At 72.7% G+C, this 24,142-nt stretch carries 21 protein-coding genes, 1 pseudogene and 1 riboswitch; of the genes and pseudogenes, 16 read left to right on the top strand and 6 right to left on the bottom strand.

What is annotated here, in order from left to right; genetic code table 11:
- The first annotated feature begins 174 nt into the window (after positions 1-174).
- The 10 genes and pseudogenes from ABZX65_RS29920 (at position 175) to ABZX65_RS29875 (ending at position 11,793) form a co-directional block, all read left to right on the top strand.
- Complete coding sequence (locus ABZX65_RS29920) at positions 175-1,356, top strand: ROK family transcriptional regulator (protein ID WP_355346808.1); 1,182 nt, start codon at positions 175-177, stop codon at positions 1,354-1,356.
- A 492-nt stretch (positions 1,357-1,848) separates the two neighbouring features.
- Positions 1,849-3,285, top strand: coding sequence for an aldehyde dehydrogenase family protein (locus ABZX65_RS29915; protein WP_355346805.1), 1,437 nt, complete (start codon positions 1,849-1,851; stop codon positions 3,283-3,285).
- Between the two features lie 17 nt (positions 3,286-3,302).
- Positions 3,303-4,610 (top strand): sugar ABC transporter substrate-binding protein, encoded by a 1,308-nt coding sequence (locus ABZX65_RS29910; RefSeq protein WP_355346802.1) that lies wholly within the window; start codon positions 3,303-3,305, stop codon positions 4,608-4,610.
- A complete protein-coding gene (locus ABZX65_RS29905; protein ID WP_355346799.1) occupies positions 4,610-5,506 on the top strand; it encodes a sugar ABC transporter permease in 897 nt (298 codons plus the stop codon). The genes ABZX65_RS29910 and ABZX65_RS29905 overlap by 1 nt, the downstream gene beginning before the upstream one ends.
- A gap of 5 nt (positions 5,507-5,511) precedes the next feature.
- Complete coding sequence (locus ABZX65_RS29900) at positions 5,512-6,408, top strand: carbohydrate ABC transporter permease (RefSeq protein WP_355346834.1); 897 nt, start codon at positions 5,512-5,514, stop codon at positions 6,406-6,408.
- A gap of 189 nt (positions 6,409-6,597) precedes the next feature.
- The gene (locus tag ABZX65_RS29895; RefSeq protein WP_355346796.1) at positions 6,598-7,806 is read left to right on the top strand and encodes a glycoside hydrolase family 6 protein; all 1,209 of its coding nucleotides are present in this window, start codon (positions 6,598-6,600) and stop codon (positions 7,804-7,806) included.
- A gap of 546 nt (positions 7,807-8,352) precedes the next feature.
- Positions 8,353-8,919, top strand: a pseudogene (locus ABZX65_RS29890) (RNA polymerase sigma factor); the annotation flags it as partial.
- A 268-nt stretch (positions 8,920-9,187) separates the two neighbouring features.
- A complete protein-coding gene (locus tag ABZX65_RS29885; protein WP_355346793.1) occupies positions 9,188-10,195 on the top strand; it encodes a hypothetical protein in 1,008 nt (335 codons plus the stop codon).
- Positions 10,196-10,264: 69 nt separating this feature from the next.
- Positions 10,265-10,771, top strand: coding sequence for a hypothetical protein (locus ABZX65_RS29880; RefSeq protein ID WP_355346790.1), 507 nt, complete (start codon positions 10,265-10,267; stop codon positions 10,769-10,771).
- Entirely contained in the window at positions 10,768-11,793 is a 1,026-nt protein-coding gene (locus ABZX65_RS29875; protein ID WP_355346787.1) for a carbohydrate kinase family protein, read from the top strand. Before ABZX65_RS29880 ends, ABZX65_RS29875 begins: the two co-directional genes overlap by 4 nt.
- A gap of 25 nt (positions 11,794-11,818) precedes the next feature.
- On the opposite strand, the gene ABZX65_RS29870 is transcribed toward ABZX65_RS29875, so the two are convergent.
- The 5 genes from ABZX65_RS29870 to ABZX65_RS29850 form a co-directional block, all read right to left on the bottom strand.
- The gene (locus ABZX65_RS29870; RefSeq protein ID WP_355346784.1) at positions 11,819-12,628 is read right to left on the bottom strand and encodes a DUF6227 family protein; all 810 of its coding nucleotides are present in this window, start codon (positions 12,626-12,628) and stop codon (positions 11,819-11,821) included.
- Positions 12,629-12,763: 135 nt separating this feature from the next.
- Positions 12,764-13,474 (bottom strand): ThuA domain-containing protein, encoded by a 711-nt coding sequence (locus ABZX65_RS29865; protein WP_355346782.1) that lies wholly within the window; start codon positions 13,472-13,474, stop codon positions 12,764-12,766.
- A 37-nt stretch (positions 13,475-13,511) separates the two neighbouring features.
- The gene (locus ABZX65_RS29860; protein WP_355346779.1) at positions 13,512-13,718 is read right to left on the bottom strand and encodes a hypothetical protein; all 207 of its coding nucleotides are present in this window, start codon (positions 13,716-13,718) and stop codon (positions 13,512-13,514) included.
- Positions 13,711-14,865: an AraC family transcriptional regulator ligand-binding domain-containing protein gene (locus ABZX65_RS29855; protein ID WP_355346776.1), complete on the bottom strand. Its 1,155-nt coding sequence runs from the start codon at positions 14,863-14,865 to the stop codon at positions 13,711-13,713. Before ABZX65_RS29855 ends, ABZX65_RS29860 begins: the two co-directional genes overlap by 8 nt.
- Before the next feature lie 327 nt (positions 14,866-15,192).
- Positions 15,193-15,828 (bottom strand): TetR family transcriptional regulator, encoded by a 636-nt coding sequence (locus ABZX65_RS29850; protein ID WP_355346773.1) that lies wholly within the window; start codon positions 15,826-15,828, stop codon positions 15,193-15,195.
- A gap of 114 nt (positions 15,829-15,942) precedes the next feature.
- On the opposite strand from ABZX65_RS29850, the gene ABZX65_RS29845 reads away from it, so the two are divergent.
- Positions 15,943-16,095 (top strand): hypothetical protein, encoded by a 153-nt coding sequence (locus ABZX65_RS29845; protein WP_355346770.1) that lies wholly within the window; start codon positions 15,943-15,945, stop codon positions 16,093-16,095.
- A gap of 161 nt (positions 16,096-16,256) precedes the next feature.
- A complete protein-coding gene (locus tag ABZX65_RS29840; RefSeq protein ID WP_355346831.1) occupies positions 16,257-16,472 on the top strand; it encodes a DUF4190 domain-containing protein in 216 nt (71 codons plus the stop codon).
- 115 nt (positions 16,473-16,587) lie between these two features.
- Here ABZX65_RS29840 and ABZX65_RS29835 read toward each other — a convergent pair whose 3' ends face one another.
- The gene (locus ABZX65_RS29835) at positions 16,588-18,057 is read right to left on the bottom strand and encodes a glycine hydroxymethyltransferase (protein WP_355346767.1); all 1,470 of its coding nucleotides are present in this window, start codon (positions 18,055-18,057) and stop codon (positions 16,588-16,590) included.
- 20 nt (positions 18,058-18,077) lie between these two features.
- Positions 18,078-18,172, bottom strand: a riboswitch (ZMP/ZTP riboswitch).
- 217 nt (positions 18,173-18,389) lie between these two features.
- Here ABZX65_RS29835 and ABZX65_RS29830 point away from each other — a divergent pair.
- The 4 genes from ABZX65_RS29830 (at position 18,390) to ABZX65_RS29815 (ending at position 23,861) form a co-directional block, all read left to right on the top strand.
- Positions 18,390-19,346: an enoyl-CoA hydratase/isomerase family protein gene (locus tag ABZX65_RS29830; RefSeq protein ID WP_355346764.1), complete on the top strand. Its 957-nt coding sequence runs from the start codon at positions 18,390-18,392 to the stop codon at positions 19,344-19,346.
- Positions 19,347-19,463: 117 nt separating this feature from the next.
- Positions 19,464-20,204 (top strand): class I SAM-dependent methyltransferase, encoded by a 741-nt coding sequence (locus ABZX65_RS29825; protein WP_355346761.1) that lies wholly within the window; start codon positions 19,464-19,466, stop codon positions 20,202-20,204.
- Positions 20,205-20,535: 331 nt separating this feature from the next.
- A complete protein-coding gene (locus ABZX65_RS29820) occupies positions 20,536-21,552 on the top strand; it encodes a LacI family DNA-binding transcriptional regulator (protein ID WP_355346758.1) in 1,017 nt (338 codons plus the stop codon).
- Between the two features lie 461 nt (positions 21,553-22,013).
- Complete coding sequence (locus ABZX65_RS29815; RefSeq protein WP_355346828.1) at positions 22,014-23,861, top strand: ricin-type beta-trefoil lectin domain protein; 1,848 nt, start codon at positions 22,014-22,016, stop codon at positions 23,859-23,861.
- Positions 23,862-24,142: the final 281 nt, after the last annotated feature.

The raw sequence follows: 24,142 nt of genomic DNA, 5'->3' as shown, positions 1-24,142 counted from the left end.
GGTCCAAGGACGGCCGCGGGTCGGTGGGAAGGGGTGAGTTAACCCGTAAGCATCCGATGTCTTGGTTCCTGGGGAGTGCTCCCCAAAGCGGAGAGTGGGTGATCTGGCACTATGTGCCCTGTACTGCGCTCTCCCGGGGGTGCCGTGTCCGACCGACATCGTGGAGGGAGCCCGGTGACGCGCGACGTGGGCCGGACGACGAGGGACCTGCGTCGGCACAACCGCACATCGGTGCTGACCCGGCTCTATCTGCACGGCCCCGCCAGCCGCTACGACCTGATGCGCGCCACCGGGCTCAGCTCCGCCACCGTCAGCAACGTCGTCACCGACCTGGTCGCGGACGGCCTCGTCGCCGAGGCGGGACTGCTCGTCTCCGACGGCGGCCGTCCCCGCACGCTCCTCGAAGTGCGGCCCGGATACGGGCAGGTGGCCGGGGTCGACATCGGCGAGACCCACGTCCAGGTCGGGCTCTTCGACTGGACGCTCGACACCCTTGCCACCGCCACCTACCCGATGGACACCGGACGGCCCGACCCCGCGGTGCTGGCCGGGCTCGTGACGGCGGGCATCGAGGAGGTCACCGCCAAGGCGGGCGTCGACACCGGCACCCTGCTCGGCGTGGGCGTCGGCGTGCCCGGCGCCGTCCTGCCCGACGGCTCGGTCCACGCGCCGACCCTCGGCTGGTCGGACGTCCCCTTCGACGCCCTGCTCAGGCCGCACATCGCCGCGCCCCTCCACCTCGACAACTGCGCCCGCACGCTCGGCCAGGCCGAGATGTGGCGCGGCGCGGGCCGGGGCGCCGAACGCGCCATCGTCGCGCTGCTCGCGGTCGGCGTCGGCGCCGCCGTCGCCACCGGCTCGCCCGGCGGCGTCACCAGCACCACCAGCGAGTGGGGCCACACCGTCGTCGAGGCGGGCGGCGCCGCGTGCCGCTGCGGCTCCCACGGGTGCCTGGAGGCGTACGTCGGCGCCGACGCCATCCTCGGCCACTACGGGCGCGTCCCCGGCGCCCCCGAACTCCCCGGCGTCGGCACCGAGGCGCGCGTCGCCGCGCTCGTCGCCGCCGCCTCCCGGCCGGGCCCGGCGGCCGACACGGTCCGCTGGACCGCGGAGTACCTGGGCATCGGCATCGCCAACCTGATCAATCTGCTCAGCCCCGACCGCGTCATCCTCTCCGGCTGGGTCAGCGGCGCCATGGGCCCGACGATGCTCCCCGCCGTACGCGACGCGATGCGCCGCCACACGCTCGACTACCTGGCGGCGGGCACGGCGGTGGAACTGGGCCGCCTGGGCCCGGAGGCGGTGGCGCTGGGGGCGGCGACGCTGCCGGTGCACGGGGTGTTGACGGGGGGGTAGGGGGTCTTGGGTGAGCTCAGCGTGGCGGCGAACCGTGGGTGGGAGCCGCCTTGCGTCGGCTCACCGTCCTTCCCCTTTTTTGCCGCCCTCTCGCCTCCGGCGGCTTAGATCCGGTGTCGACGCTCCTCTTCGACGGTCGCTCGTTCCTCGCTCCCTGCTCATCGTCGCTTTCGACACCGGCGCCGCCTTTGGCTCGCTGGCTACCGGCGAACCCCACCTGCGCAGCGGTCCCGTAGGGGCGCAGCCCCTCGTGCAGGGGCACCCGTGCGGCGAACCCACCTGCGCAGCGGTGCCGTAGGGGCGCAGCCCCTCGCGCAGGGGCACCCGTGCGGCGAACCCCGGGGCGGGGCGGTGAGCTGGTGGGGAACCGGCTGGGGGATGTGGGGTCCGGGAAAAAGTTGTGTGCGACGGATTGACCGGTGATCGGTCGCTACTTAGTTTAAGTCCAAGAAAAAGGCGGCTCATTTCGGTACCCCCTTCCTTGGAGAACGTATGCCCTCGCATCCCGGAGACGGTCGGCTGTACATCGACGGCGAGTTCGTGGCGGCGGCGTCGCGGAGGAGCGGGGTGGTGGAGGAGAAGGCGACGGGGCGGGAGATCGGGCGGTACGCGCTGGGGGCGGCGGAGGACGTGGACCGGGCGGTGGCGGCGGCGCGGGCGGCGCAGCCGGCGTGGGCGGGGCTGGCGGCGCCGGAACGGGGCCGGTATGTGCGGGAGTTGGGGCGGTATTTGGAGGACCGGTTCGGGGAGCTGGTCGAGCAGAGCATGCGGGAGACGGGCGGGGTGAGGGCGAAGGCCGAGGACGAGGTGGGGACCAGCGTGCGGCAGCTCGCCTTGTCGGCGGTGCAGGTGAGCGAGAACGCGGGGGAGATCCTGCCGCCGTACAAGGCGGGGAAGCTGTCGCTGTCGCGGGTGGTGCCGCTCGGGGTGCTGGGGCTGATCACGCCGTGGAACTACCCGATGAATCTGGCGATGCGGGCGGTGGCGCCGGGGCTGGCGTTCGGGAACACGGTGGTGCTGAAACCGGCGGAGCTGACGCCGGTGATCGGCGGGCAGGTGCTGGCGGAGGCGGCCGAGCATGTGGGGCTGCCGCGCGGGGTGTTGAACGTGGTGACGGGGGAGGGCCCCGAGGCCGGGTGGGCGTTGGCGCGGCATCAGGGGGTGGACATGCTGGACTTCACCGGGTCGCGGGAGGTGGGGCTGGCGATCAGCCGGGCTGCGGCGGGGGAGTTGCGGGACATCCGGCTGGAGTTGGGCGGCAGTAACGCGTTCGTGGTGCTGGACGACGCGGATGTGGAACTGGCCGCGGACTGCGCGATGGTGGCGTCGCTGGAGTTCCAGGGGCAGACGTGCATCAGCGCCAGTCGGCACATCGTGCAGCGGGCCGTCGCGGACACGTATGTGGAGGCCGTGGTGCGGCGGGCGGCGGCGCTGAAGGTGGGGGACCCGTTCGACGCGGGGAACGCGTTGGGGCCGCTGATCAGCCGGACGCAGCTCGACCGGCTGCACCGCACGATCGTGGAGCCGTCGCTGGCGATGGGCGCGCGGCTGGTGACCGGCGGCACGTACGAGGGGCTGTTCTACCGGCCGACGGTGCTGACCGGGGTGACGCCGCGGATGCCCGCGTTCCGGGAGGAGGTCTTCGGGCCGGTGATCCCGGTGACGGTGGTCGACACCGAGGAGGAGGCCGTGGCGCTGACCAACGGCCTTCCCATGCTGATGAATTCGGTCTTCACGCGGGATCTGATCCGCGGTCTGTCCGTCGCGGAGCGGCTCGCGGCGGGCGAGGTGCACGTCAACGACGCGCACGCCAGGCACGGCGCGGAGAACCAGATGCCCGGCTTCACGCGGCGGCAGTGGATCGGCCTCCAGCGCACGCCGTTGAACCTTCCCGACTGGGCCACCGCGCCCGCCACCGACGAGAGCTGAGGAACCACCCCATGGGCGTGACACGGACAAGAGCCGCCGTTGTGCTGGTGGCGGCAGGGCTGCTGGTGACGACGGCTGCCTGTGGCGGCGGATCGGACAAGAAGTCCGGCCAGGAGCCGAGCGGGAAGGGCAAGGTCGAACTGTCCTTCTGGGACTGGGACCCGAACATGGACAAGGTCGTCGCCAAGTGGAACACGGCGCACCCCGAGATCCACGTGAAGCTCTCCAACCCGGCGGGCGGTGACCAGTTGGTCGCCAAGATGATCACCGCGCACGAGGCGAAGAACGGTCCGGACATCGCCAAGGTCGAGTACCAGTCGTTGCCCGCGCTGGTCTCCAAGGGCGTCGTGCGGGACATCACCGAGTACACCAAGGACACCGTCGGGAAATTCGACCAACCGACCCTGAAGAGCACGGTGTTCGAGGGCAAGGTGTACGGCGTCCCGCAGGACGTCGCCCCGCTGATGCTCTTCTACCGCGCCGACCTGTTCACGAAGTACGGCCTGGCCGTACCGACGACGTGGGACGCGTACGCGGCGGCGGCCAGGACGCTGCGGGCCAAGGCGCCCAAGGCGTATCTGACCAACTTCGACGCGGCGGACCCCGGTTGGTTCACCGGCCTCGCGCAGCAGGCGGGCGCCGACTGGTGGACCACCAGCGGAACCACCTGGAAGGTCGACATCGCGGGCGCGCCCACGGTGAAGGTCGCGGACTACTGGCAGGGCCTGGTCGACGACGGCGTGATCGCCAAGAATCCGTCGTTCAGCCCGCAGTGGAACAAGCAGATGAACGACGGGACGCTGCTCACCTGGATCTCCGGCGCCTGGGCGCCCGCGCAGATCGGCGGCATCGCGCCCGCCACCAAGGGCAAGTGGGCGGTCGCGCCGCTGCCCGCGTGGACGGCCGGAGACCCCGCCACCGGCATCTGGGGCGGCTCCGCCACCACCGTCACCAGCGACTCCCGGCACCCGGCCGAGGCCGCCGCGTTCGCGTCCTGGCTGAACACCGACGACGCGGCGGTCACCGAGCAGGTCAAGCAGATCAACGTCTATCCCGCCGCCACCGCGGGCCGCTCGCTGCCCGTGCTCCAGGCCGCGCCCGCGTTCTTCCCGAACCAGCCGGACTTCTACGCGCAGGTCAAGAAGGTCGCACCGGCCGCGCGCAGCTTCCCGATGTGGGGACCCGACGTCACCGTGACCTTCACCGGCTACACCGACAACTTCAGCAAGGCGCTCCAGGGCGGCGGTTCGTTCAAGGGCGCGCTCGACGCCATGCAGAGCGCCACCGTCGCGGACATGAAGAAGCTCGGATTCACGGTCGGCTGATGGAGCGTCAGACGACCACCGCGCGCAGGACCGGCCGGTTCCCGTATCTGCTGGTCCTGCCCGCCGTCCTGCTCTTCGCCGCCTTCGTCGTGGCCCCCGGGGTCTACGCGCTGCTGCTCAGCTTCCAGCGCCGCAAGGTCAACGGCGGGCTGCTCGGCGGCGGCACCCACACCGTATGGGCGGGCCTGGCCAACTACCGTGACGTGCTGGGGGATTCCGACCTCTGGTCGGGTGTCACGCGGATGCTGGCGCTCGGCGCGATCACCGTGCCGGGGACGGTGTTCCTCGCGCTGCTGTTCGCGGTGCTGCTCGACATGGAACGCACCCGGCTCAAGCGGATCACCCGGCTGACGATCTTCCTGCCGTACGCGGTCCCCGGCGTGATCGCCTCGCTGATGTGGGGCTTCCTCTACCTGCCCGCCACCAGCCCGATCGGCGGCGACCACGTCGACTTCTTCGGACGGACCGCGGTCTTCTTCTCGGTCGCCAACGTGGCGGTGTGGGGCGCGGTCGGCTTCAACATGATCGTGATCTACACGGCGCTGCGCGCGCTGCCCGCCGAACTCCACGAGTCGGCGCGGCTGGACGGCGCGACCGAGTGGCAGATCGTGCTGCGGATCAAGGTGCCGCTGGTCATGCCCGCGGTGGTGATGTGCTGCCTGTTCACGGTGCTCGCCGCGCTCCAGGTCTTCAATGAGCCCAACACCCTCAAGCCGCTGTCCAACGCCGTCTCCTCCACCTGGGTGCCGCTGATGAAGATCTACGACGACGCCTTCGGCAACTCCGACATCCACGCGGCGGCGGCCACCTCCGTCGTCCTGACCGTCGCCGCGCTCGCCGTCTCCTTCGTGACCGCGCGCGTCATCCAGTCCCGGGTCCAGCGGGAGGCCAAGTGACCACCGTGACCACCGCGCCCGCGGGCGCCCCGCCGCGCGAGCGCCAGGAGCGCGGCACCCCGGCCCCCCGCCCCCGCATCGCGTTCCTCCCCACCGCCGCGCTCGTCCTCGGCGCGCTCTACTGCGTCGTGCCCACGCTCTGGATCCTGATCGCGGCCACCAAATCCCGCACCAAACTCTTCTCCACCGCCACCTACGTCCCCTCGCCCGACCTCGGACTGCTGCGCAACATCAGGGACTTGACGGACTATCAGCACGGCATCTTCTGGCGCTGGATGCTCAACAGCTTCTTCTACGCGGCGGTCGGCGGCCTGCTCGCCTCCTTCGTCTCCGCCGCCACCGGATACGCGCTGGCCAAATACGCCTTCCGCGGCCGTACCGCGCTGTTCAACACGATCCTCGCCGGAGTGCTGCTGCCGCAGGTCGTGCTCGCCGTGCCGCAGTATCTGCTGCTGTCCAAGGTCGGCATGACGGACAGTCTGATCGGCGTGCTGCTCCCGCAGTTGTTCAACCCGTACGGCATCTACCTGTGCCGGATCTACGCCGCCGCCGCGGTGCCCGACTCGCTGCTTGAGGCCGGGCGGATCGACGGCGCGGGCGAGGCCCGGCTGTTCTTCACCGTGGGGCTGCGGCTGATGGGCCCCGGCCTGGTCACGGTGTTCCTGCTCCAGTTCATCGCAATCTGGAACAACTTCCTGCTGCCGTACGTGATGCTCACCAGCGACGACAAATTCCCGCTCACCGTGGGGCTGTACAGCCTGCTGCGGCACGGCGCCGACGAGGCGTCGCTGTACTCGCTGGTGGTGACCGGCACGCTGCTGTCGGTCGTTCCCGTGATCGCGCTCTTCCTGTCGCTCCAGCGGTTCTGGCGAATCGATCTGGTGACGGGGGCGCTCAAGTAGGGTTCCTGGCTCGCGCCTGTGCCGGGTCCCCGCTCCTGTGCGGGCTTCATTTCTTGAAGCCCGCACAGGGGATTGACGGCGCCGCGCTATGAGGAGTTAATTCCCCTAGCCGTTCATGGGAGCGCTCCCACTCAGCGTCGCCCGGACAGCGCCCGCACTCCGTCCCGCCGTATCGAGGAGTCCACCCGCATGCCCGCACGCGTCCGCGCACGTACCGCCCGTACGCTCGTCACCGCCGCCACGGCCACCGCCGCGCTGGCCGCCGTCGCCGTCGCCCCGGCGCACGCGACGACCGGTCACGGCACGAACCCCGCCCCGCGCCCGCCCGCCGCGCTCTACACCCCGCCCGCCAACGCGGACGGGAACCGGCAGATCCTGGACCTGCTGCGGCACGGGCAATTCCGGGACGCGGCAGGGGTGTTGGCGATGACCCTGACCCCGCAGGCCGTCTGGTACGGCGACGGGACACCCGCCCAGGTGGAGAGCTCGGTCCACAAGACCGTCACCGACGCCGCCCGCCGCCACGCGCTGCCGGTGCTCGCGCTCTACAACATCCCCGGCCGCGACTGCGCCCAGTACTCGGCGGGCGGCGCCGCCAACACCGCCGAGTACGAGGCGTGGATCGACGCCGTCAAGCGCGGCATCGGGGCGCAGCCCGCCACAGTGATCCTCGAACCCGACTCGCTGGCGCTGCTCCCGTCCGACTGCGGCGCCGACGACGCGCAGGGCACCCTCACGGCCGCGCGCTACGACGAAATCCACTACGCCGTCGAGGCGTTGGAGCCGCAGGCGGGCACCAAGGTCTACCTGGACGCGGGCCACAGCGGCTGGCACAACGTCAACGACATCGTCCCCCGGCTGGTGGAGGCGGGCGTCGGCGACGCCACCGGCTTCTACCTGAACATCTCCAACTACCGCTCGGACAGCGAACTCGCCTGGTACGGCAAGCTCATCTCGTCCTGCCTCGCCTACGCGGCGGGCGGCGGCGACACCGCCGCCTGCCCCAACCAGTACTGGCCGGTCAACGACGCGCAGACCTGGCTGACCGCGAACGTGCACACCGCGCCGTCCGCCATGAAGCACTTCGTCACCGACACCAGCCGCAACGGCCAGGGCCCCTGGACCCCGCCGTCCGGCGTCTACACCGACGCGCAGGACTGGTGCAATCCCCCCGGCCGCGGCCTCGGGGCCAGGCCGACCCTGAACACCGGCGACCCGCTGGCCGACGCGAAGCTCTGGGTGAAGATCCCGGGCGAGTCCGACGGCCAGTGCACCCGCGGCACCGCGGGCCCGAACGACCCGGAACGCGGCTACGCGGACCCGGCGGCGGGCGCGTGGTTCACCCAGCAGGCGCTGGAACTGGTCCGCCGGGCCAACCCGCCGCTGCTGCCGCACTGATGCCGCCGGCCGCCTTCCCCGCCACCGCGCTCTCCCCGCTCGCGGCAGGGCGGGGAAGGCGGCCGTGCGCTTTCCCGTCCCCGCCCGTCCGACCCCCGCCCGTCCGACCCCGGCCCACTCGCGCCCACCCGAGCCCCCGCTCCGCCGCCGCCCGCTCCCGTGGACCGGAAGGCGACCGTCCGCCGGTCGTGGCGTATGGGGCGCGAGTGACGCTTTCGCCGCTGTGGGCGCTGTGGGGAGTAGAGCCACGTACCGCCCACCAGGAGCGGTCGGCTCGCTGAGCGGAGGCGGTATGCACGGTCCGGCGCGCACACAGTACGGTCCGCCCCCCGGCCGCGCCCGCCGGTTCGCAGGTCCCACGGGCGCGGGCCCGGTACGCCCGCACCCGGAACGACGCACCGCCGAGCCGTCCCGCGCCGGACGGGGTCCGCGGTGACACCTGCCGGGGCCGCGACGCTGTACGAGACGGGACGGCAACCCCGGGGGTCCGGCCGCTCCGGGGGCATGGGCACGGTGCGCGGTGCCGCGACGTACGAAGAGGACGCGGTGGTCAGGGCCGGTACGCGACGGCGCGCGGGGACGGACGGCGGGGAACTCGGCCGCGCGGTGACCCGCGCGAGAGCCGGGGACGAGGCCGCGTTCACCGTCGTCTACCGCGAGGTGCAGCCGATGCTGCTCGGCTACCTGCGCGGCCTGGTCGGCGACGACGCCGACGACATCGCCTCCGACACCTGGCACGACATCGTCCGCGACCTGCACGCCTTCCGCGGTGACGGCGCCGCCTTCCGCGGCTGGGCGGCCACCATCGCCAGGCACCGCGCCCTCGACCACATACGCCGGCTCAAGTCCCGCCCCCGCACCACCGTCCTCGACCCCGCCGCGGCCGAGCCGGTCCCCGTGCCCGACTCCGCGGGCACCGCCCTCGACAATCTGTCCACCGCCCGCGCGCTCGCCCTGATCGCCGCGCTCCCGCGCGACCAGGCCGAGGCCGTCCTGCTCCGCGTCGTGATCGGCCTGAGCGCACCCGCGGCGGCCGACGTCCTCGGCAAACGCCCCGGCGCCGTACGCACCGCCGCCTACCGCGGCCTGCGCCGCCTCGCCCAACAGCTGGGCGCCGGAGCCCGCGAGCCGCGCGAACGCGCGGTGGCGCCCGCGGAATCCGGCGGGGAGGTCGGCACTACGGACGCGGACGTCACGGACCCGGCCGGTACGGGCGCCGGAGGTAAGGACATCGCGCGTGGTGAAACCGCGCGCACGGACATCGCGTGTACGGACTCGGGCGGGCCGGCGGTCGTCGGACGCCGACGGGTCGCGGGCGCGGACGGGCCGGGGCGCGGCGGCGCCGACGAGGTGGTGGGTGACGATGCCGGGGAGGCGTGAGATGGACGACGGACGTGACGTGGGCACCTGGCCGGACCCGGTGACCGCCGAACGGCTGCTGAGCGTCGTCACCAAGGGCGAGTGCCCCGCCGAACCCGGCACCCTCCACGAGGTCGCCGACGCCCGGTTCTTCACACTGCTGCGGCTGCTGACGGCCGCGTCCGGGGACACCGAGGTCGACCCCGAGCGCGAACAGGCCGCGCTGGCCGCCTTCCGGGCCGCGCGCCGTACCGGCGGCGCCGACGAGGGACGGCGGCTGGTGGTGTCGGGGCGGTCCGCGAAGGCGCTGGCCGGGGGACTGGTCGCGGTCTTCGCGGTGAGCGGGGTGGCCGTGGCCGCCGGGACCGGCGTGCTGCCCGGACCCTTCCGCGGCGGCGCCTTCCACGCGGGTCCCCTCGCCGCCGGTGGCACCGGCGGGACCGCCGACGGACCGGGCGCCGCCGTACCGCGCACGACCTCCCCGCCCGCGCCCGGCACCGACGCGCCCCGCACCGCCTCGCCGTCCCCCACCGGGGACGACGGGGGACACCGGCACGGCGACCCGCGCGCCCCGCACCACCCCGGCCCGTACAAGCCGTCGGACAGGAACCACCAGGCCGTGCTCAAGGCGCTGTGCCGCGGCTATACGCAGGCCACCCGGCACGGCGGGCACGCCGATCCGTGGCTGGTCGCCCGGCTCCAGGGGGAGGCGGGCCGCAAGGAGCGGATCGCCGACTACTGCCGCCGGGTGCTCGCGCACGGGCAGTCCGCCCCGGCCGCCACGACCGACCCCGTCGACACCGACGGCTACACCTGGCCCACCGGGGGCGCGCCGACCTGGCCGGGCACGTCCGCGCCGCCGTCGCCGGGCGCCACGGCCCCCGGCCAGGACTCCGGCTCGGGCGCGGGGTCGAATTCCGGCTCGGAGCAGGGCTCCGGCGCGGGGTCGAATTCCGGCTCGGACGACTCCTCCGGGCAGGGAAAGAGTGACGAGAACGCGACACACGACCACGGGACGACCGTGAGGTGACCTCCGGAGCGACGATCCGGCACAGTGGACGCCATGCTTACCGGGGTTCCCTCGCCGCACGATCCTCACGTGCGTCACATGCGCCAGATGTTCCTCGCGGTCGTCACCGGAAGCTTCATCTTCCTCATCCCCTGGATCGGCTACCTGCTGGCGAGCCTCCCGAGCCACCGGGTGGTCAGCCAGTGGCGCTTCGCGTGGGTCGGCTTCGACTGCGCGCTGATCCTCGCGATCGGCGTCACCGCGCTGTGCGCCTGGCGGCGGCTCCAGATCTTCATCCCGTGGGCGATCGTCACCGGCACCCTGCTGATCTGCGACGCCTGGTTCGACGTCGTCCTCGACTGGAACAGCGACGACAGGGTCGGCTCGCTGCTCACCGCCGGCCTCGCCGAACTGCCCATGGCCGCGTTGCTGTTGTACGTCGCCCGGAAGATGATCAGACTGACGATCATCATCGCCTGGCAGCGGGCGGGCCGCACCGACCCGGTGCCGCCGCTGTCCCGGCTGTCGCTGCTGATACTGACCGCGCACCAGGACCACGCCGCGCGCCGCGGTGACCACGAGGGAGACCGCCGATGACCACCGCACCGCGGGGCCGCGACGCGACGGACGCCGAGGTACGGGGCGCGGACGCGCCCGGTTCCGAAAGCCCCGGTTCCGCGAGCCCCGACTACGACGTCCTCGTGGTCGGCGGCACCGGCGTGGACACCATCGTGCGGGTCGACGACTTCGCCATCCCCGACAGCGACTCGGTCGGCGTCCCGCCGATCCGCGACTATGTCGCGCACACCGGCAACGGCGTCGCCCTCGGCTTCCACGCGCTCGGCCTGACCACCAAATTCATCGACTTCCTCGGCGACGACGCGCAGGGCCGGATGATCCTGGAGCGGTACGCGTCCGCCGGGCTCGACTTCAGCCATCTGCCCGCGCCCGCGGGCACCCCGCGCAGCGTCAACCTGGTCGACCGCGAAGGGCGGCGCTTCTCCTTCTACGACGGCCGCCACCCGGACGGCCTGCGGCTGCCGAGCGCCTTCTACCTGCCCCACCTGGCCCGCGCCCGCCATGTGCACATCTCCCGATCGCCCCTGGCCCAGGACGTGTTCGCCGACGCCGCCCGGCTGGGCCGCACCGTCTCCACCGACCTGCACGCCTGGGACGGCGAGGACGCCTCCGCCCACCCGTGGGCGTACGGCGCGGATCTCGTCTTCCTCAGCGCCGCCTCGGTGGGCGAGGGGATCGGCGCGGTGATGCTGCGGATCGTCGAGCGGGGCAGGGCCTCGCTGGTCGTCGCCACCGACGGCGCCGCGGGCTGCCACGTCCTGGCCCGCGGCGACGACCGGCCGCGGCACTTCCCCGCCGTCACCCCCGAACGCCCGGTCGTGGACAGCAACGGAGCCGGTGACGCCTTCCTCACCGCCTTCCTGCACGCCCGGTTCGCCGGGCGCGACCTGGCGGAGTGCGTGCTCGCAGGTTCCGTCTCCGGCGCCTACGCCTGCGGGAGCCACGGCACCCACGAGGAGATCATCGGCGCCGCCGACCTCGCCGCGGCCGTCGCCCGCGCGCGTGCCGCGGCCAACGGCGCGGTGGGCGCCGCCCTTTAGCCCGTGCCCGTACGGATCGACGTCCTCAGGCCGCCTCGATCCGCCGCACCGCCGTGTCCAGGGCCGCGTCCTGCGACGCGTAGACCTCGCACACCGGGTCGCCGCTCGGTGTGCGGGTGTGGTCGATCTCCCACAGGCTCACCTCGGTGCCGTCCAGCAGCAGGAACGCGTGCTCGTACAGCGACCACGACACATGGCGGCCCCGGATCAGGGCGCTGCGGCGGGTGACGATGCTGATGTCGTGCGCGATTGCGGCGCGCAGCCTGCCGCGGACGTCCTGGCCGGGCGCGTTGGCGTTGGTCGCGCGGCGCAGCAGCCGCCAGGCGTGCTCGGCGGAGTCGCCCTCGGTGTACGCGCGACGGAAGGCGTCGGGGGTGTCGGCGAGCAGCCCGGTCGCGGTCGCGGGCAACGTGTCCTCGTACGGCGACGCGGGCGCGTCGGGGGCGAGGTCGCGCGGTCCCGGGGAGCCGCCGAAGACCGCGTCGACCTCCCACTCGGCGAGCGTCAGGTCCTCGCGTTCGGTGAAGACGGCGCGGTGCACGGCGCCGTCGTCCGGCCCCGCGTTGTGTTCGAGCTCCCACACCACGCGGACGGCGCCGTCCGGCAGCAGGAAGCTGTGCCGGAAGGTGCGCCGGTTCAGCTTGCGCGGCGGGCCCTTGGTGTGACGGCACGACTGGAGGCCGCAGTAGTGCATCAGCGCGGTGCGCACCTCCGCGGCCAGGACGGGTTCCACCCGTTCCCCGTTCTCCGCACGGCGGAGTAACTGGTCGAACTGCTCCGCCGGCCGGCCGCCCGACCGTACGGGCTCCGTTCCGTTCTTAGGCTCTGCGTCCATCCGGCCCTCCCGGCTCCGCCTCGCCAACCCCGCGGCGACTCAGGGTAGTAGCGCGGTAGCCGATTGCGCCCGCGAACGCGCAGATTTGCGGCGCATGGTTGGCCCCCGCGCGCCCTCCGGTTGCGTGATCCGCCGTCAGTTCCCGTCGCCGGACGGGCCTTTCGCGGCGCACCACAGGAGCGCGCCGCGCAGGTGGGCGCGGAAGTCCGGGTCGGCGTAGGCCGTCGCGTCGTGGCCCAGCGCCGTGTAGAACGACCGGCCCGCACCCAGGCGACGGCACCACACCAGCGGATGGTCGGCGCCCATCGTGCCGCCGGTGTAGCCCCGCTCGTCCACCGAGGCCAGCACGCGTACGCCCGCGTCCGCGCCGGTGGCCCGGCCGGCATCGCGGGGATTGGCGCGGAAGTTGTACCACTCGTCGGTCCACGTCCAGCGCTCCGGCAGGTGCGCGGTCGCCGGGTGCGTACGGTCCTCGACGGTCATCTCGGCCCGCTGGATCTCCGGGTGCCCGTCGAAGCGGGCGCCGACCAGCTCTTCATAGTACGGCCAGTGCTCCTCCGCGCAGGCGGCGGCGTGGACGCCGAGGAAACCGCCGCCGTCCGTGACGTAGGCCCGCAGGTGACGGCGGGTCAGGTCGTCGAGGACGTCACCGGTGGGGGAGAGGAAGACGACGGCCGCGCAGCCGTCGAGCACGGCTGCCCCCAACTCCGCGCTGTCCTCGGTGTGGTGGACGCGCAGTCCGTGGTCCGCCGCGATCTCGGTGAGGGCGGCGGCCCCGGCCGGTATGGAGTCGTGCCGGTACCCGGCGGTGGCGCTGAAGACGAGGACGCGGTCGGATCCGGGCATGCGGGCGGCTCTCTGCGGGCTGGGGCGGGCTGCGGGGTCAGTCGGAGGGGGAGTCGTGGTCGGTGCGGTCGGGGTGCTCGCGGGCCTGGCCCGGCCCGACGCCGTCACCCGTCGGGAACGGCGTACCGCAGCGGGCGCAGGCGCGGGCCGTCATGTCCTCGCGGAAGGCGCCGCATTCGTCGCAGACGCGGTTCAGCCAGCAGACGGGGTCGCCGCCCTCGGTGTGCTCACCGGACTCACGCACGTCGTCCCCACTCCCTGTCGCGTTCCGTTTCCCTGTCCTGGCCCACCTGTTCCGCCTGGTCCGCCCGGTCCGCCCGATCCGTATGCTGCCCGGTCTCGCGCTCGCGCGCGTCCCAGCGGTTCATCGCGCGGCGCAGCGACCGGGATTCGGCGAAACCGAGGCGGGCCGCGCGCTGGGCGGAGCCGCCGCCCGCGTGCCGGGGATCGGCGGACCGTTCACGGCGTACGGCGTCGAGTTCGGCGCGCCAGGTGGTGCCCGCCTCGCCGAGACGGCGCTGGAGGGTGCGCGGGCTGACCGCGAGCCGCCGCGCCGCTTCGGCCAACGACGGTCGTCCGTCGGGCAGTTGGGTGATGATCGCCTCGCGCAGACCGGGCACGGCGACGCCCTCGGTGTCCGCCCGGGGAACCCGTACGGTCCGCGCGGTACGCATCATGATCGCGGCGAGCGCCGGGTCCGCGGTGACCAACGGGCGTTCCAGATCGGCGCGGTGCAGCGTGATCGCGTCCGCCTCGGCGTCGAAGTCCACCGGCGCGTCGCCGAACGCCTCCCCGTAGCCGCCGTGTCCGCGTGGCCGCCGGTGAGTGAAGGAGACCCGCAGCGGGGTGAGGGCCGTCCCGGTGGCGTGGCGCAGTTGCGAGGTGACCACCGACAGGGCGAACTCCGCGACGACGCCCCGCAGTTCGTCGTCACCGCGCCGCACCGCGTACTCCACGCTCACCTCGTCGCCCGACTCCGTGCTGGTCAGCACCGAATTGCTGCTCACCAGATGGATGTACGAGGCGGCTCTGGCCAGGCCCTGGCCGACGGTGGGCGCGGTGCTCAGCAGGTAGTCGAAGAGGTCGAGCAGTCCCGGCCGGTAGCCCGCGGCGGCCAGTAGCCCGGCGTCCGGCCGCTCCGTGCGGGCCAGTACCGCGCCCCAGAGGCGGTAGGTGTTCGCGGACGGCGTCCGCGCGGTCTCCGGCCCGTGCAGGACGTTCGGCAGTCCCGCCGCCCGTACGAGTTGCCGCGCCTGCGCGAGGCTCGGGGTGGCCGCGGTGGCGATGAAGCGCGGCACGACGACGCACTCCGTCAGCCGGTCGGGCTCCGTCAGCCGGTCGGGGGCGGCGGGCCCTGCCGGGCCGACGGGCGGTGTCGCGGTGGGGGGCATGACCGGCTCCTCGGGCAGTCGGCTCGTCGGGTCGGGTCGGGAGGTGTGTGTGGTGCGTGGTGCGTGGTGCATGCGAAGGGGTTCCGGCAGCTTACGCGGCATGTGGCGTGTTGGGTCCGGTGCCTGGCGCGTTATGCCCTCCCTTGGCACCTCCTGTCCGGGACATGATCGGGGGCACCGGTGCCCCTGGGCATCGTGGGTGTCCCGTGTCGGGGGAGGCGCGGGGGACAACGGGGGACGGCCGGTGCGGATGGGTCTCCATTCGCACCGGCGGCACCCCTTTCCGCACTCCCGGACCGGCTCGTCCCGCACTCCCGGACCGGCTCGCTACGCCTCCGGGTCGAGCCAGTGGGCGCGGCCGATGCTGATGACGCGCATGCGCATCCGGGCGGCGTGGATGATGCGGTCGCGCGCCGCCGGGTCGTCCGCGGGGGCCTCCAGGAAGGCCGCGGCCGTCATCACCATGTGGTCGACGTACAGCTCGGCGAGTACGCGGAGGTCGTCGGCCGGCCAGCCCGCGGAGACGGGCTGCGCGGCGAGTCCCGCGGCCACCTCGTCGGCGAAACCGTTCAGCTCCGCGGCGATGGCCTCGCGGACCCGCGCCACGCCGCCGTGCCGCTCGCGGGCGATGAAGCGGACATGTGCGCGGTGCTCCGCCACGTACGCCGCGGTGAGCGCCACCGTCCGGTCGATGAGTTCCGCGGAGTCGGCGCCCTCGGCCAGCACCGCCCGGATCACGGTGTGCAGGCTGCCCAGCGACTCGGCGACCAGGGCGACGCCGAGGTCGGCCATGTCGGGGAAGTGCCGGTAGAAGGCGGCGGGGGAGACGCCGATCTCCCGGGTCAGCTCGCGCAGGCCCAGGCTGCTGAGGTTCTGGTGCTCCAGCAGCCGCAGGCCCGCGTCCAGCAGCGACTGCCGGGTCTGCTGCTTCTGTGCCTGGCGGACCCCCGGAGTGTGACTCATGTCATTCAGTAAACAACCGTTCTCCGACTTTGGCCAATGCGGGTCGGCGCTACACTGATGAAGTCAGTGAACAAGTGTTATCTGAAACGTCAACTCCCCGGAGGTGGAGCAGACATGAGCCTCGTCGTCCTTCTGCTCGGCATGGGCGTCCTGATGGGCGCCGCCGCCCACACCACGCTGCCGGTCTTCCTCGTCGCCGCGGGCGCCATCGCCGTCTGGCTGTTCGGCTTCGCGGTCCGCGAGGGCATCGCCCGGCACCGCGGCTGAACCCACGCCGACGCGCACCCCGCACTCCGCGTGCGGCACGGGCCCGTACCGGCCCGACACCCCGGCCCACCACGACAGTTCCCGGAAGGAACACCGTGAACACCGCAGCCCACCCGGTCGCGACCGGCACACCGGCCGCGAACACCCGTGACGCCGACGGCATGGCCGTCGCGTCCTTCCTGCTCGGCCTCCCCGGCCTGCTCGTCCTCAACCTCGTGCTCGGCCCGGTCGCCATCGTGCTGGCCCTGGTCGCGATCAGCCGCGGTACCCAGCGCCGCGGGCGCGCGCTGCTCGGCTTCGCCCTCGGCGTCGCCGACCTGCTGGTCGTCCTGGCGCTGACGATCGCCCACCACGGCGTGATCTGGCAGTTCAGCTAGGGACTGTCGATCCGCCGAACCGTCGATCCGCCGAACAGAGCGGGCCCTCCCGCAAGGGAAGGGCCCGCTCGGCGTTCGGTGAGTCCGGTCCAGGACCCGGTTCGGGTCGCGGGCGCTAGCTCAGGTCGATGCCCGGGTAGAGGGGGAAGCCCGCGAGCAGGTCGGTGGCGCGCTTGGCGACCTGCTCCGCCACCGCCGCGTCCAGCACGTGCTTCGCCTTCGACAGGCCGCCGCTCTTCGCGGGCGCGGCCGTCGTACCGGACAGCACCGTGTCGATCAGGCCCGCGATCTCGTCCATCTCGACCGCGCCGAGCCCGCGCGTGGTGAGCGCCGGGGTGCCGATCCGGATGCCGGAGGTGTACCAGGCGCCGTTCGGGTCCTGCGGCACCGAATTGCGGTTGGTGACGATGCCCGCGTCCAGCAGCGCGGCCTCGGCCTGGCGGCCGGTCAGCCCGTAGCCGGAGACGTCGATCAGCACGAGGTGGTTGTCGGTGCCGCCCGTCACCAGCTTCGCGCCGCGGGTCAGCAGCCCCTCGGCGAGGGAGCGCGCGTTGTCGACGACGGCCTGCGCGTAGTCGGCGAACTCCGGCCGCGCCGCCTCCGCGAGCGCCACCGCCTTCGCCGCCATGACGTGCGGCAGCGGGCCGCCCAGCACCATCGGGCAGCCGCGGTCGACGTGCTCGGCCAGCGAGTCGTCGCACAGCACCATGCCGCCGCGCGGGCCGCGCAGCGACTTGTGCGTGGTCGTCGTGACGATGCTCGCGTGCGGCACCGGGTCGAAGTCGCCGGTCAGCACCTTGCCCGCGACCAGACCGGCGAAGTGCGCCATGTCCACCATGAGCGTCGCGCCGACCTCGTCCGCGATCTCCCGCATGAGACGGAAGTTCACCAGCCGGGGGTACGCCGAGTAGCCCGCCACGATGATCATCGGACGGAATTCGCGGGCGGTGGCCCGTACCGCGTCGTAGTCCAGCAGACCGGTCGCCGGGTCGGTGCCGTAACTGCGCTGGTCGAACATCTTGCCCGAGATGTTCGGGCGGAAGCCGTGGGTCAGGTGGCCGCCCGCGTCCAGGGACATGCCGAGCATCCGCTGGTTGCCGAATTCGCGGCGCAGTTCCGCCCAGTCCCCCTCCGACAGGTCGTTGACCTGCCTGACGCCCGCCTTGGCCAGCGCCGGGCTCTCGACCCGCTGCGACAGCACCGCCCAGAAGGCCACCAGATTCGCGTCGATGCCCGAGTGCGGCTGTACGTAGGCGTGGTCGGCGCCGAACACGGTCCGCGCGTGCTCGGCGGCCAGCGACTCGACGGTGTCCACATTGCGGCAGCCCGCGTAGAAACGGCGGCCGACGGTCCCCTCGGCGTACTTGTCGCTGAACCAGTTGCCCATCGCCAGCAGCACGGCGGGCGACGCGTAGTTCTCGCTGGCGATCAGCTTCAGCATCTCGCGCTGGTCCGTCAGCTCGTTCGCGATGGCGTCCGCGACGCGCGGTTCGACCCCGCGGATCACGTCCAGCGCGCTGCGGAAGGCGGTTGAAGCGGTTGAGGCGGTCGAGGCGGTGCTGGCAGACGGCTCGGAAGCGGCCATGGGAGTCCTCCTGATCGGAACGGGACGGCCCAGGCGCACGGCACTTCATCGCTTCCAGCGCGGGCCGCTTCCCGATGGTTGAACCCATCCCAGCGCGCCAGTCACGGCCCGTCGCCGAGCGTACCAAGTCCCTCGGGGGCGCGTACCGCGCGTCGGCCTGGTGAGACGGTTCCGCACACCCCTGCCCGCCCGCGTGCCCGCCCACCGGCGCCGGGGCCGCTCGCGCGGGGCGTCGAGAGGCGTCTGTTTGGATGGGGGCGAGGCTCCGGTGGCGGGGTCCGGAAGCCGTGGGGAGCAGCATGGATGCCGTCGGATCGCCCGTGAGGACCCGTGTGAGCGAAGGGGGCACGGGGGTGATCGAGCTGGACCGTCCGGGGGCGCTGAACGCGCTGGACCTGACGATGGTCCGGCTGATGACGCAGGCGCTGGAGGGGTGGCGCGACGACGCGGCCGTACGGTCGGTCGTGGTGCGCAGCACGTCGCCCAAGGCGTTCTGCTCGGGCGGTGACATCAGGGCCGTACGGGCGGCGGCGCTCGCCGGGGACGAGACGACGGTGAAGACGTACTTCACGGCCGAGTACGGGCTCAACGCGATGATCGCGCGGTACCCGAAGCCGTACACGGCGCTGATCGACGGTTACGCGATGGGCGGCGGCCTCGGCATCTCGGTGCACGGGTCGGCGCGGGTCGTGACCGAGCGGGCGGCGCTCGCCATGCCGGAGACGGGGATCGGCTTCTTCCCCGACATCGGCGCCAGCTACTTCCTGCCCCGGCTGCCGGGCGCGGTCGGCTGGTATCTCGGGCTGACCGGAGTGCGCGTGTCGGGCGCGGCGGCCGTGGCGTGCGGTCTCGCCACGCATTACGTGCCCGCCGCTGAACTGCCCGCGCTGGAGGCGGCGCTGACCGGCGACGACGGCACGGACCCGGCGGGGGCGCCGTTGGCGCGGTACGTCGGCGCGCCGCCGTCGGAGCTGACGGACCACCTCGCCGCGATCGAACGCTGCTTCGCGGCCCCCGACCTCGGCGAGGTGTGGGCGCGGCTGGTGGCGGAGGACGAGGACCGCGCGTGGGCGGACGACACGCTGGAGGCGCTGCGCCGCGCGTCGCCCGCGAGCCTGGCGATCACCTTCGACCTGTTGGCGCGCGGCGCCCGCGCGGAGCTTGAGGAGTGCCTGGCGGACGAGCTGGCATGGGCGTGCGCGACGGCGTTCACCCCCGACTTCGCGGAGGGCGTGCGCGCGGCGCTGGTCGACAAGGACCGCAAGCCGACCTGGTCAGCGACCCTGTAGCTCATTATGTGAGATATGGGTGTCATGATGTGGACGACGGGCGTAGCGTGACCGCTGAACTCGCCGTGCCGCGGCGGGAGCTGACGGCCCGAGGGCCGGGGAACGGAGTGCCGCGCCATGCCGAGGGAATGGGACGCCAAGACGTACGACTCGCTGCCCCTGCCGCACCTCGGCTGGGGACGGCGCACGCTCGGGCGGCTGCCGCTGGCCGGTGACGAGCGGGTGCTCGACGCGGGCTGCGGCACCGGCCGCGACACGGCGGGCCTGCTCGACCTCCTGCCGCGCGGCCGGGTGGTGGCCGTGGACGGCTCCGTCCGCATGCTGGAACAGCTCCGCGAACGCCTCGCCGGACGGCTGGACCGTGTCGAGGTCGTCCACGCCGACCTGACGCGACCGCTGCCGTTCGACGGCGAGGTGGACGCCGTCTTCAGCGTCGCCGCCTTCCACTGGATCGCCGACCACGCGGCGCTCTTCACCTCGCTCGCCGGACGGCTGCGCCCCGGTGGCCGACTGGTCAGCGAATGCGGCGGCCGGGGCAACATCGCGGCCGTCAACGCGGCCGTGGCCGACGTCCTGGGCGGCGCGCCCGACGTCTGGGACTTCGCCGGGGTCGAGGACACCCGGCGGCAGCTCACCGACGCCGGGTTCACCGGCATCGAGGTCGGCCTCCGGCCGGACCCGGCCCGCTTCGAGCCCGGCGACCAACTGGAGTCCTACCTCGCCACCGTCGTCCTCGGCGCCCACCTCGACGGCATGGCCGACGACGACCGTGAGCCCTTCGTCAAGGCCGTCGCCGCCCGGCTCGCCGAACCGGTCGTGGACTACGTACGCCTGGAGATCGCGGCGACACGGGCGTGAGGGGCGGGGCCCGGCCGGGAGAGGCCACACAGGCCCTGTACGCCTGTTCCGCGCGTGTCTCCCGGCGGCCCCCCTGCCCCGGAGCCGGCGCCCCGCCACCCCCGGGCGGTACGGGACGCGGTCCGGTCGGGGGAGCCGTGAGGGGGCCGGAGCGGCACTCGCGCGCAGGGCGCTCGAAGTCGCTGAACCGGTTGAGCGAAGCAGCGTCATAGGGCACCATGGGAGTCCGTCACACAGGGTGCGGCGACGTTTCAGCGTTGTTAAGGTGTGTGCCGATCGCATCCGAGCACGGCCCGCGCGGGCCCTGGCACCTAGAGGCCGAGTGAGCCCTGTGAAGCGTCCCACCATCGCCGACATCGCCGACGCCGCGGGCGTGTCCAAGGGCGCGGTCTCGTACGCGCTGAACGGCAAGGCCGGGGTGTCGGCGCAGACCAGGGCCCGGATTCTGGAGATCGCCGCGCGGATGGGCTGGCATCCGAGCAGCGCCGCCCGCGCGCTGTCCAACAGTCGCAGCGGCGCGATCGGACTCGTCGTGGACCGGCCCGCGTGGGTGCTGGGCATCGAGCCGTTCTTCATGCAGCTCATCTCCGGCGTCGAGGCCGGTCTCGCCGCCACCGGCACGGCGCTGCTGCTCCAGGTCACCGAGGACGCGGACGCCGAGGAGGCCGCGTACCGCCGCTGGTGGGGGGAGCGCCGGGTGGACGGCGTGCTCTTGGTCGACCTGCGCGACGACGACCACCGGCTGGGCCTGCTCAGGGAGTTGGAGCTGCCGGGCGTGGTGGTCGGCCACGCGGCGGGCGTTCCCGGCGTCCCGTCGGTGTGGCTCAATGACGCGGAGGCCGTACGGGAGACGCTGGCGTATCTGGCCGCGATGGGGCACCGGAGGATCGCCCGTGTCGCGGGGCCCGCGCATTTCGTGCACACCCGCGAGCGCGGCGAGGCGTTCGACGCGGCGGCGGCCGAACTGGGCCTGACCGGCGTGAGCTGTGTGTACACCGACTACTCCGGCGAGGACGGCGCCCGCGCCACCCGCCGCCTGCTGTCCGGCGCCGACCGGCCGACCGCGATCGTGTACGACAACGACGTGATGGCGGTCGCCGCGCTGAGCGTGACGCAGGAGATGGGCATCCCGGTCCCGGCCGAACTGTCCCTGGTGGCCTGGGACGACAGCGAGCTGTGCCGTCTGGTGCACCCGGCGCTCACCGCCGTCAGCCGGCGCGTGCCCGCGTACGGCGAGCGGGCCGCCGCCGCGCTGCTCGCGCTGGTCGACGGCCAGGAAGTGGCCGACATCCTGCTGGAGGCGCCGGTCCTGGTGCCGCGCGGAAGCACGGCGCCCGCTCGGCGCTGAGCCCGCCCGCTGAGGCTGAGCCCGCCCGCTGGGCGCTGAGGCCGCCCGCTGAAGCCGCTCGCTGAGGCGGCCCGCTGAGGCTGAGCCCGCTCCCTGGGGCTGAGCCCGCCGGGGAAAGAGGCGCGTCCCCGGAGCCCGCTCCCGCGCGCCGCCGCGCTTCCTCCTGCGGTCTGGACCAATGCCGCAGGTCACACCGGCCGCCCGCACGCATTCACCGCTGTTTCATTCCGTTACAGCGATTCAGCCCATGTTCAATCCCTTGACGCCTATAGGGTGCGCGAGTTAAATCACGTCGCGATATAAGTCGTGAAACAAGTGATGAAACAAGTGGGCGCCCCACGACTGCCCACTTCGTCATGTCAGGGCCATGCCATCTCAGCCGTAGAAAGGCAACCGGACCCATGAGCGCAGCAACCCGCCCCCACGCGGGCAGACGCCGCTTGCGGCGCACACTCGTCGGGATGCTCGCCGCCGCCGCGGCGGCCGTCACCCCCATGCTGGCCGTTCCGGCCACCGCGCACGCCGCGGGCGAGAGCGTGCAGGTCTATCTGACCACCACCTCCGACTCCGGCGGACGCAACGTCGTCAAGGGCCTCGAACAGCAGACGCCGCTCACCTTCGCGACCGGCACCGGCGGCTCGGGACAGAACGTCACCGTCGACGAGAAGACCACCTACCAGCAGTTCAGCGGCGGCGGCGCCTCGTTCACCGACACCGCGGCCTGGCTGATGAACTCCAGCGGCGCGCTGTCCGCCTCGACCCGCAACACCGTGATGCAGAAGCTGTTCGACCCGGTCAACGGGATCGGCCTCGGCTTCCTGCGCAATCCGATGGGCGCCTCCGACCTGGCCCGCGGCAACTACACGTACGACGACATGCCCGCGGGGCAGACCGACCCGACGCTCGCGCACTTCAGCATCGCCCACGACCTGGCCGACGTCGTGCCGCTCACCAAGCAGGCGCGTCAGCTCAACCCCAACGTCAAGGTGATGGGCACCCCCTGGACCCCGCCGCCGTGGATGAAGGACAACGGCGCCTACAGCCAGGGCTGGTTGCAGTCGCAGTACTACGCCGCGTACGCGCAGTACTTCGTCAAGTACCTCCAGGCGTACCAGGCGCAGGGTGTGCCGATCGACTACGTCACCGTGCAGAACGAGCCCACCTGTTGCGGCGGTTACCCGTCGGCGCAGTGGAACGGCGCGGGGCTGGCGTACTTCACCAAGACCAATCTGCTGCCCGCGCTGCACGCGGCCGGCCTGTCCACCAAGGTCCTCGCGCTGGACTGGAACTGGGACACGTACGACAGCTACGCCGCCCCCACCGTCACCGACGCGGCCATCCGCAACGACCCCAACTTCGGCGGTCTGGCCTGGCACGGATACGGCGGTGACGTCAGCGAGCAGACCACCGTCCACAACCAGTACCCGAATCTGCCCGCCTTCGACACCGAGCACTCCGGTGGCACCTGGATCGCCAACCAGCAGAAGGAGGACATGCACAATCTGATCGACTACACCCGCAACTGGGGCCAGAGCTGGGTCAAATGGAGCCTGGCGGTCGACCAGAACATGGGTCCGCACAACGGCGGCTGCGGCACCTGCACCGGCCTGATCACCGTGCACAACGGCGACAGCCGCAGCGGGCAGGTCGACTACACGATCGAGTACTACACGATGGGCCACCTCACGAAATTCGTGAAGCCCGGCGCGTACCGGATCGCCTCCACCGCCAACACCAGCGTGCCGAACGTCGCCTGGCGCAACCCCGACGGGTCCAAGGCGCTCATCGCCTACAACGACACGTCGTCCGCGCAGACGATCCGGGCCAACTGGGGCAACGAGAACTTCTCCTACTCGCTGCCCGCCGGCGCCTCGGCCACCTTCACCTGGAACGGCACCCAGGGCACGGGCAACGGCGGCACCGGCCACACCGGCGCGATCACCGGCTACGGCGGCAAGTGCGCCGACGCCGCCAACGCCAGCAGCGCCAACGGCACCGCCGTGCAGCTCTACGACTGCAACGGCACCACCGCCCAGCAGTGGACCGCCTCCGGCACCACCTTCCAGGTCCTCGGCAAGTGCCTCGACCTGGCCAGCGGCGGCACCGCCAACGGCACCCAGGCGCAGCTCTACGACTGCAACGGCTCCGGCGCCCAGCAATGGACGCACGGCGCCAACAACACCCTGGTCAATCCGCAGTCGGGCAGATGCCTCGACGCCACGGGACCCAGCTCGGCCAACGGCACCCGGCTCCAGATCTGGGACTGCACCGGGGCCGCCAACCAGCAGTGGACCACGCCCGCCGCGTGACCCCTGCCACCACGGGCGGCCCCGGTGGCGCCCCGGTGATGTCCTGACCTCGACGTAGGCTGTCGGCAGCCACCATTCCCGCTGATCAACCGCCGATCAGCCGTCGCCGACGGAAGGCAGCCGCCGTGTTCGCTCTGCACGCCCAGTGGCGAGCGGACCGGCGGCTCGCCTTGTGGACGGAACACACACCGCCGCGCACGGCGGGCGGCACGAGCCCGCCCGCCGCCGGTGGCGCGCGGGCGGCGGAGCCTGCCGCTGGTAGTCGTCCCAGGACGGCGACG

Origin of the sequence: Streptomyces sp. NPDC003300, from assembly GCF_040610915.1 — a bacterium.
Lineage (GTDB): Bacteria > Actinomycetota > Actinomycetes > Streptomycetales > Streptomycetaceae > Actinacidiphila.
Note: the sequence above shows the minus strand (reverse complement) of the source record. Positions and strands in the feature narration are given on the sequence as shown.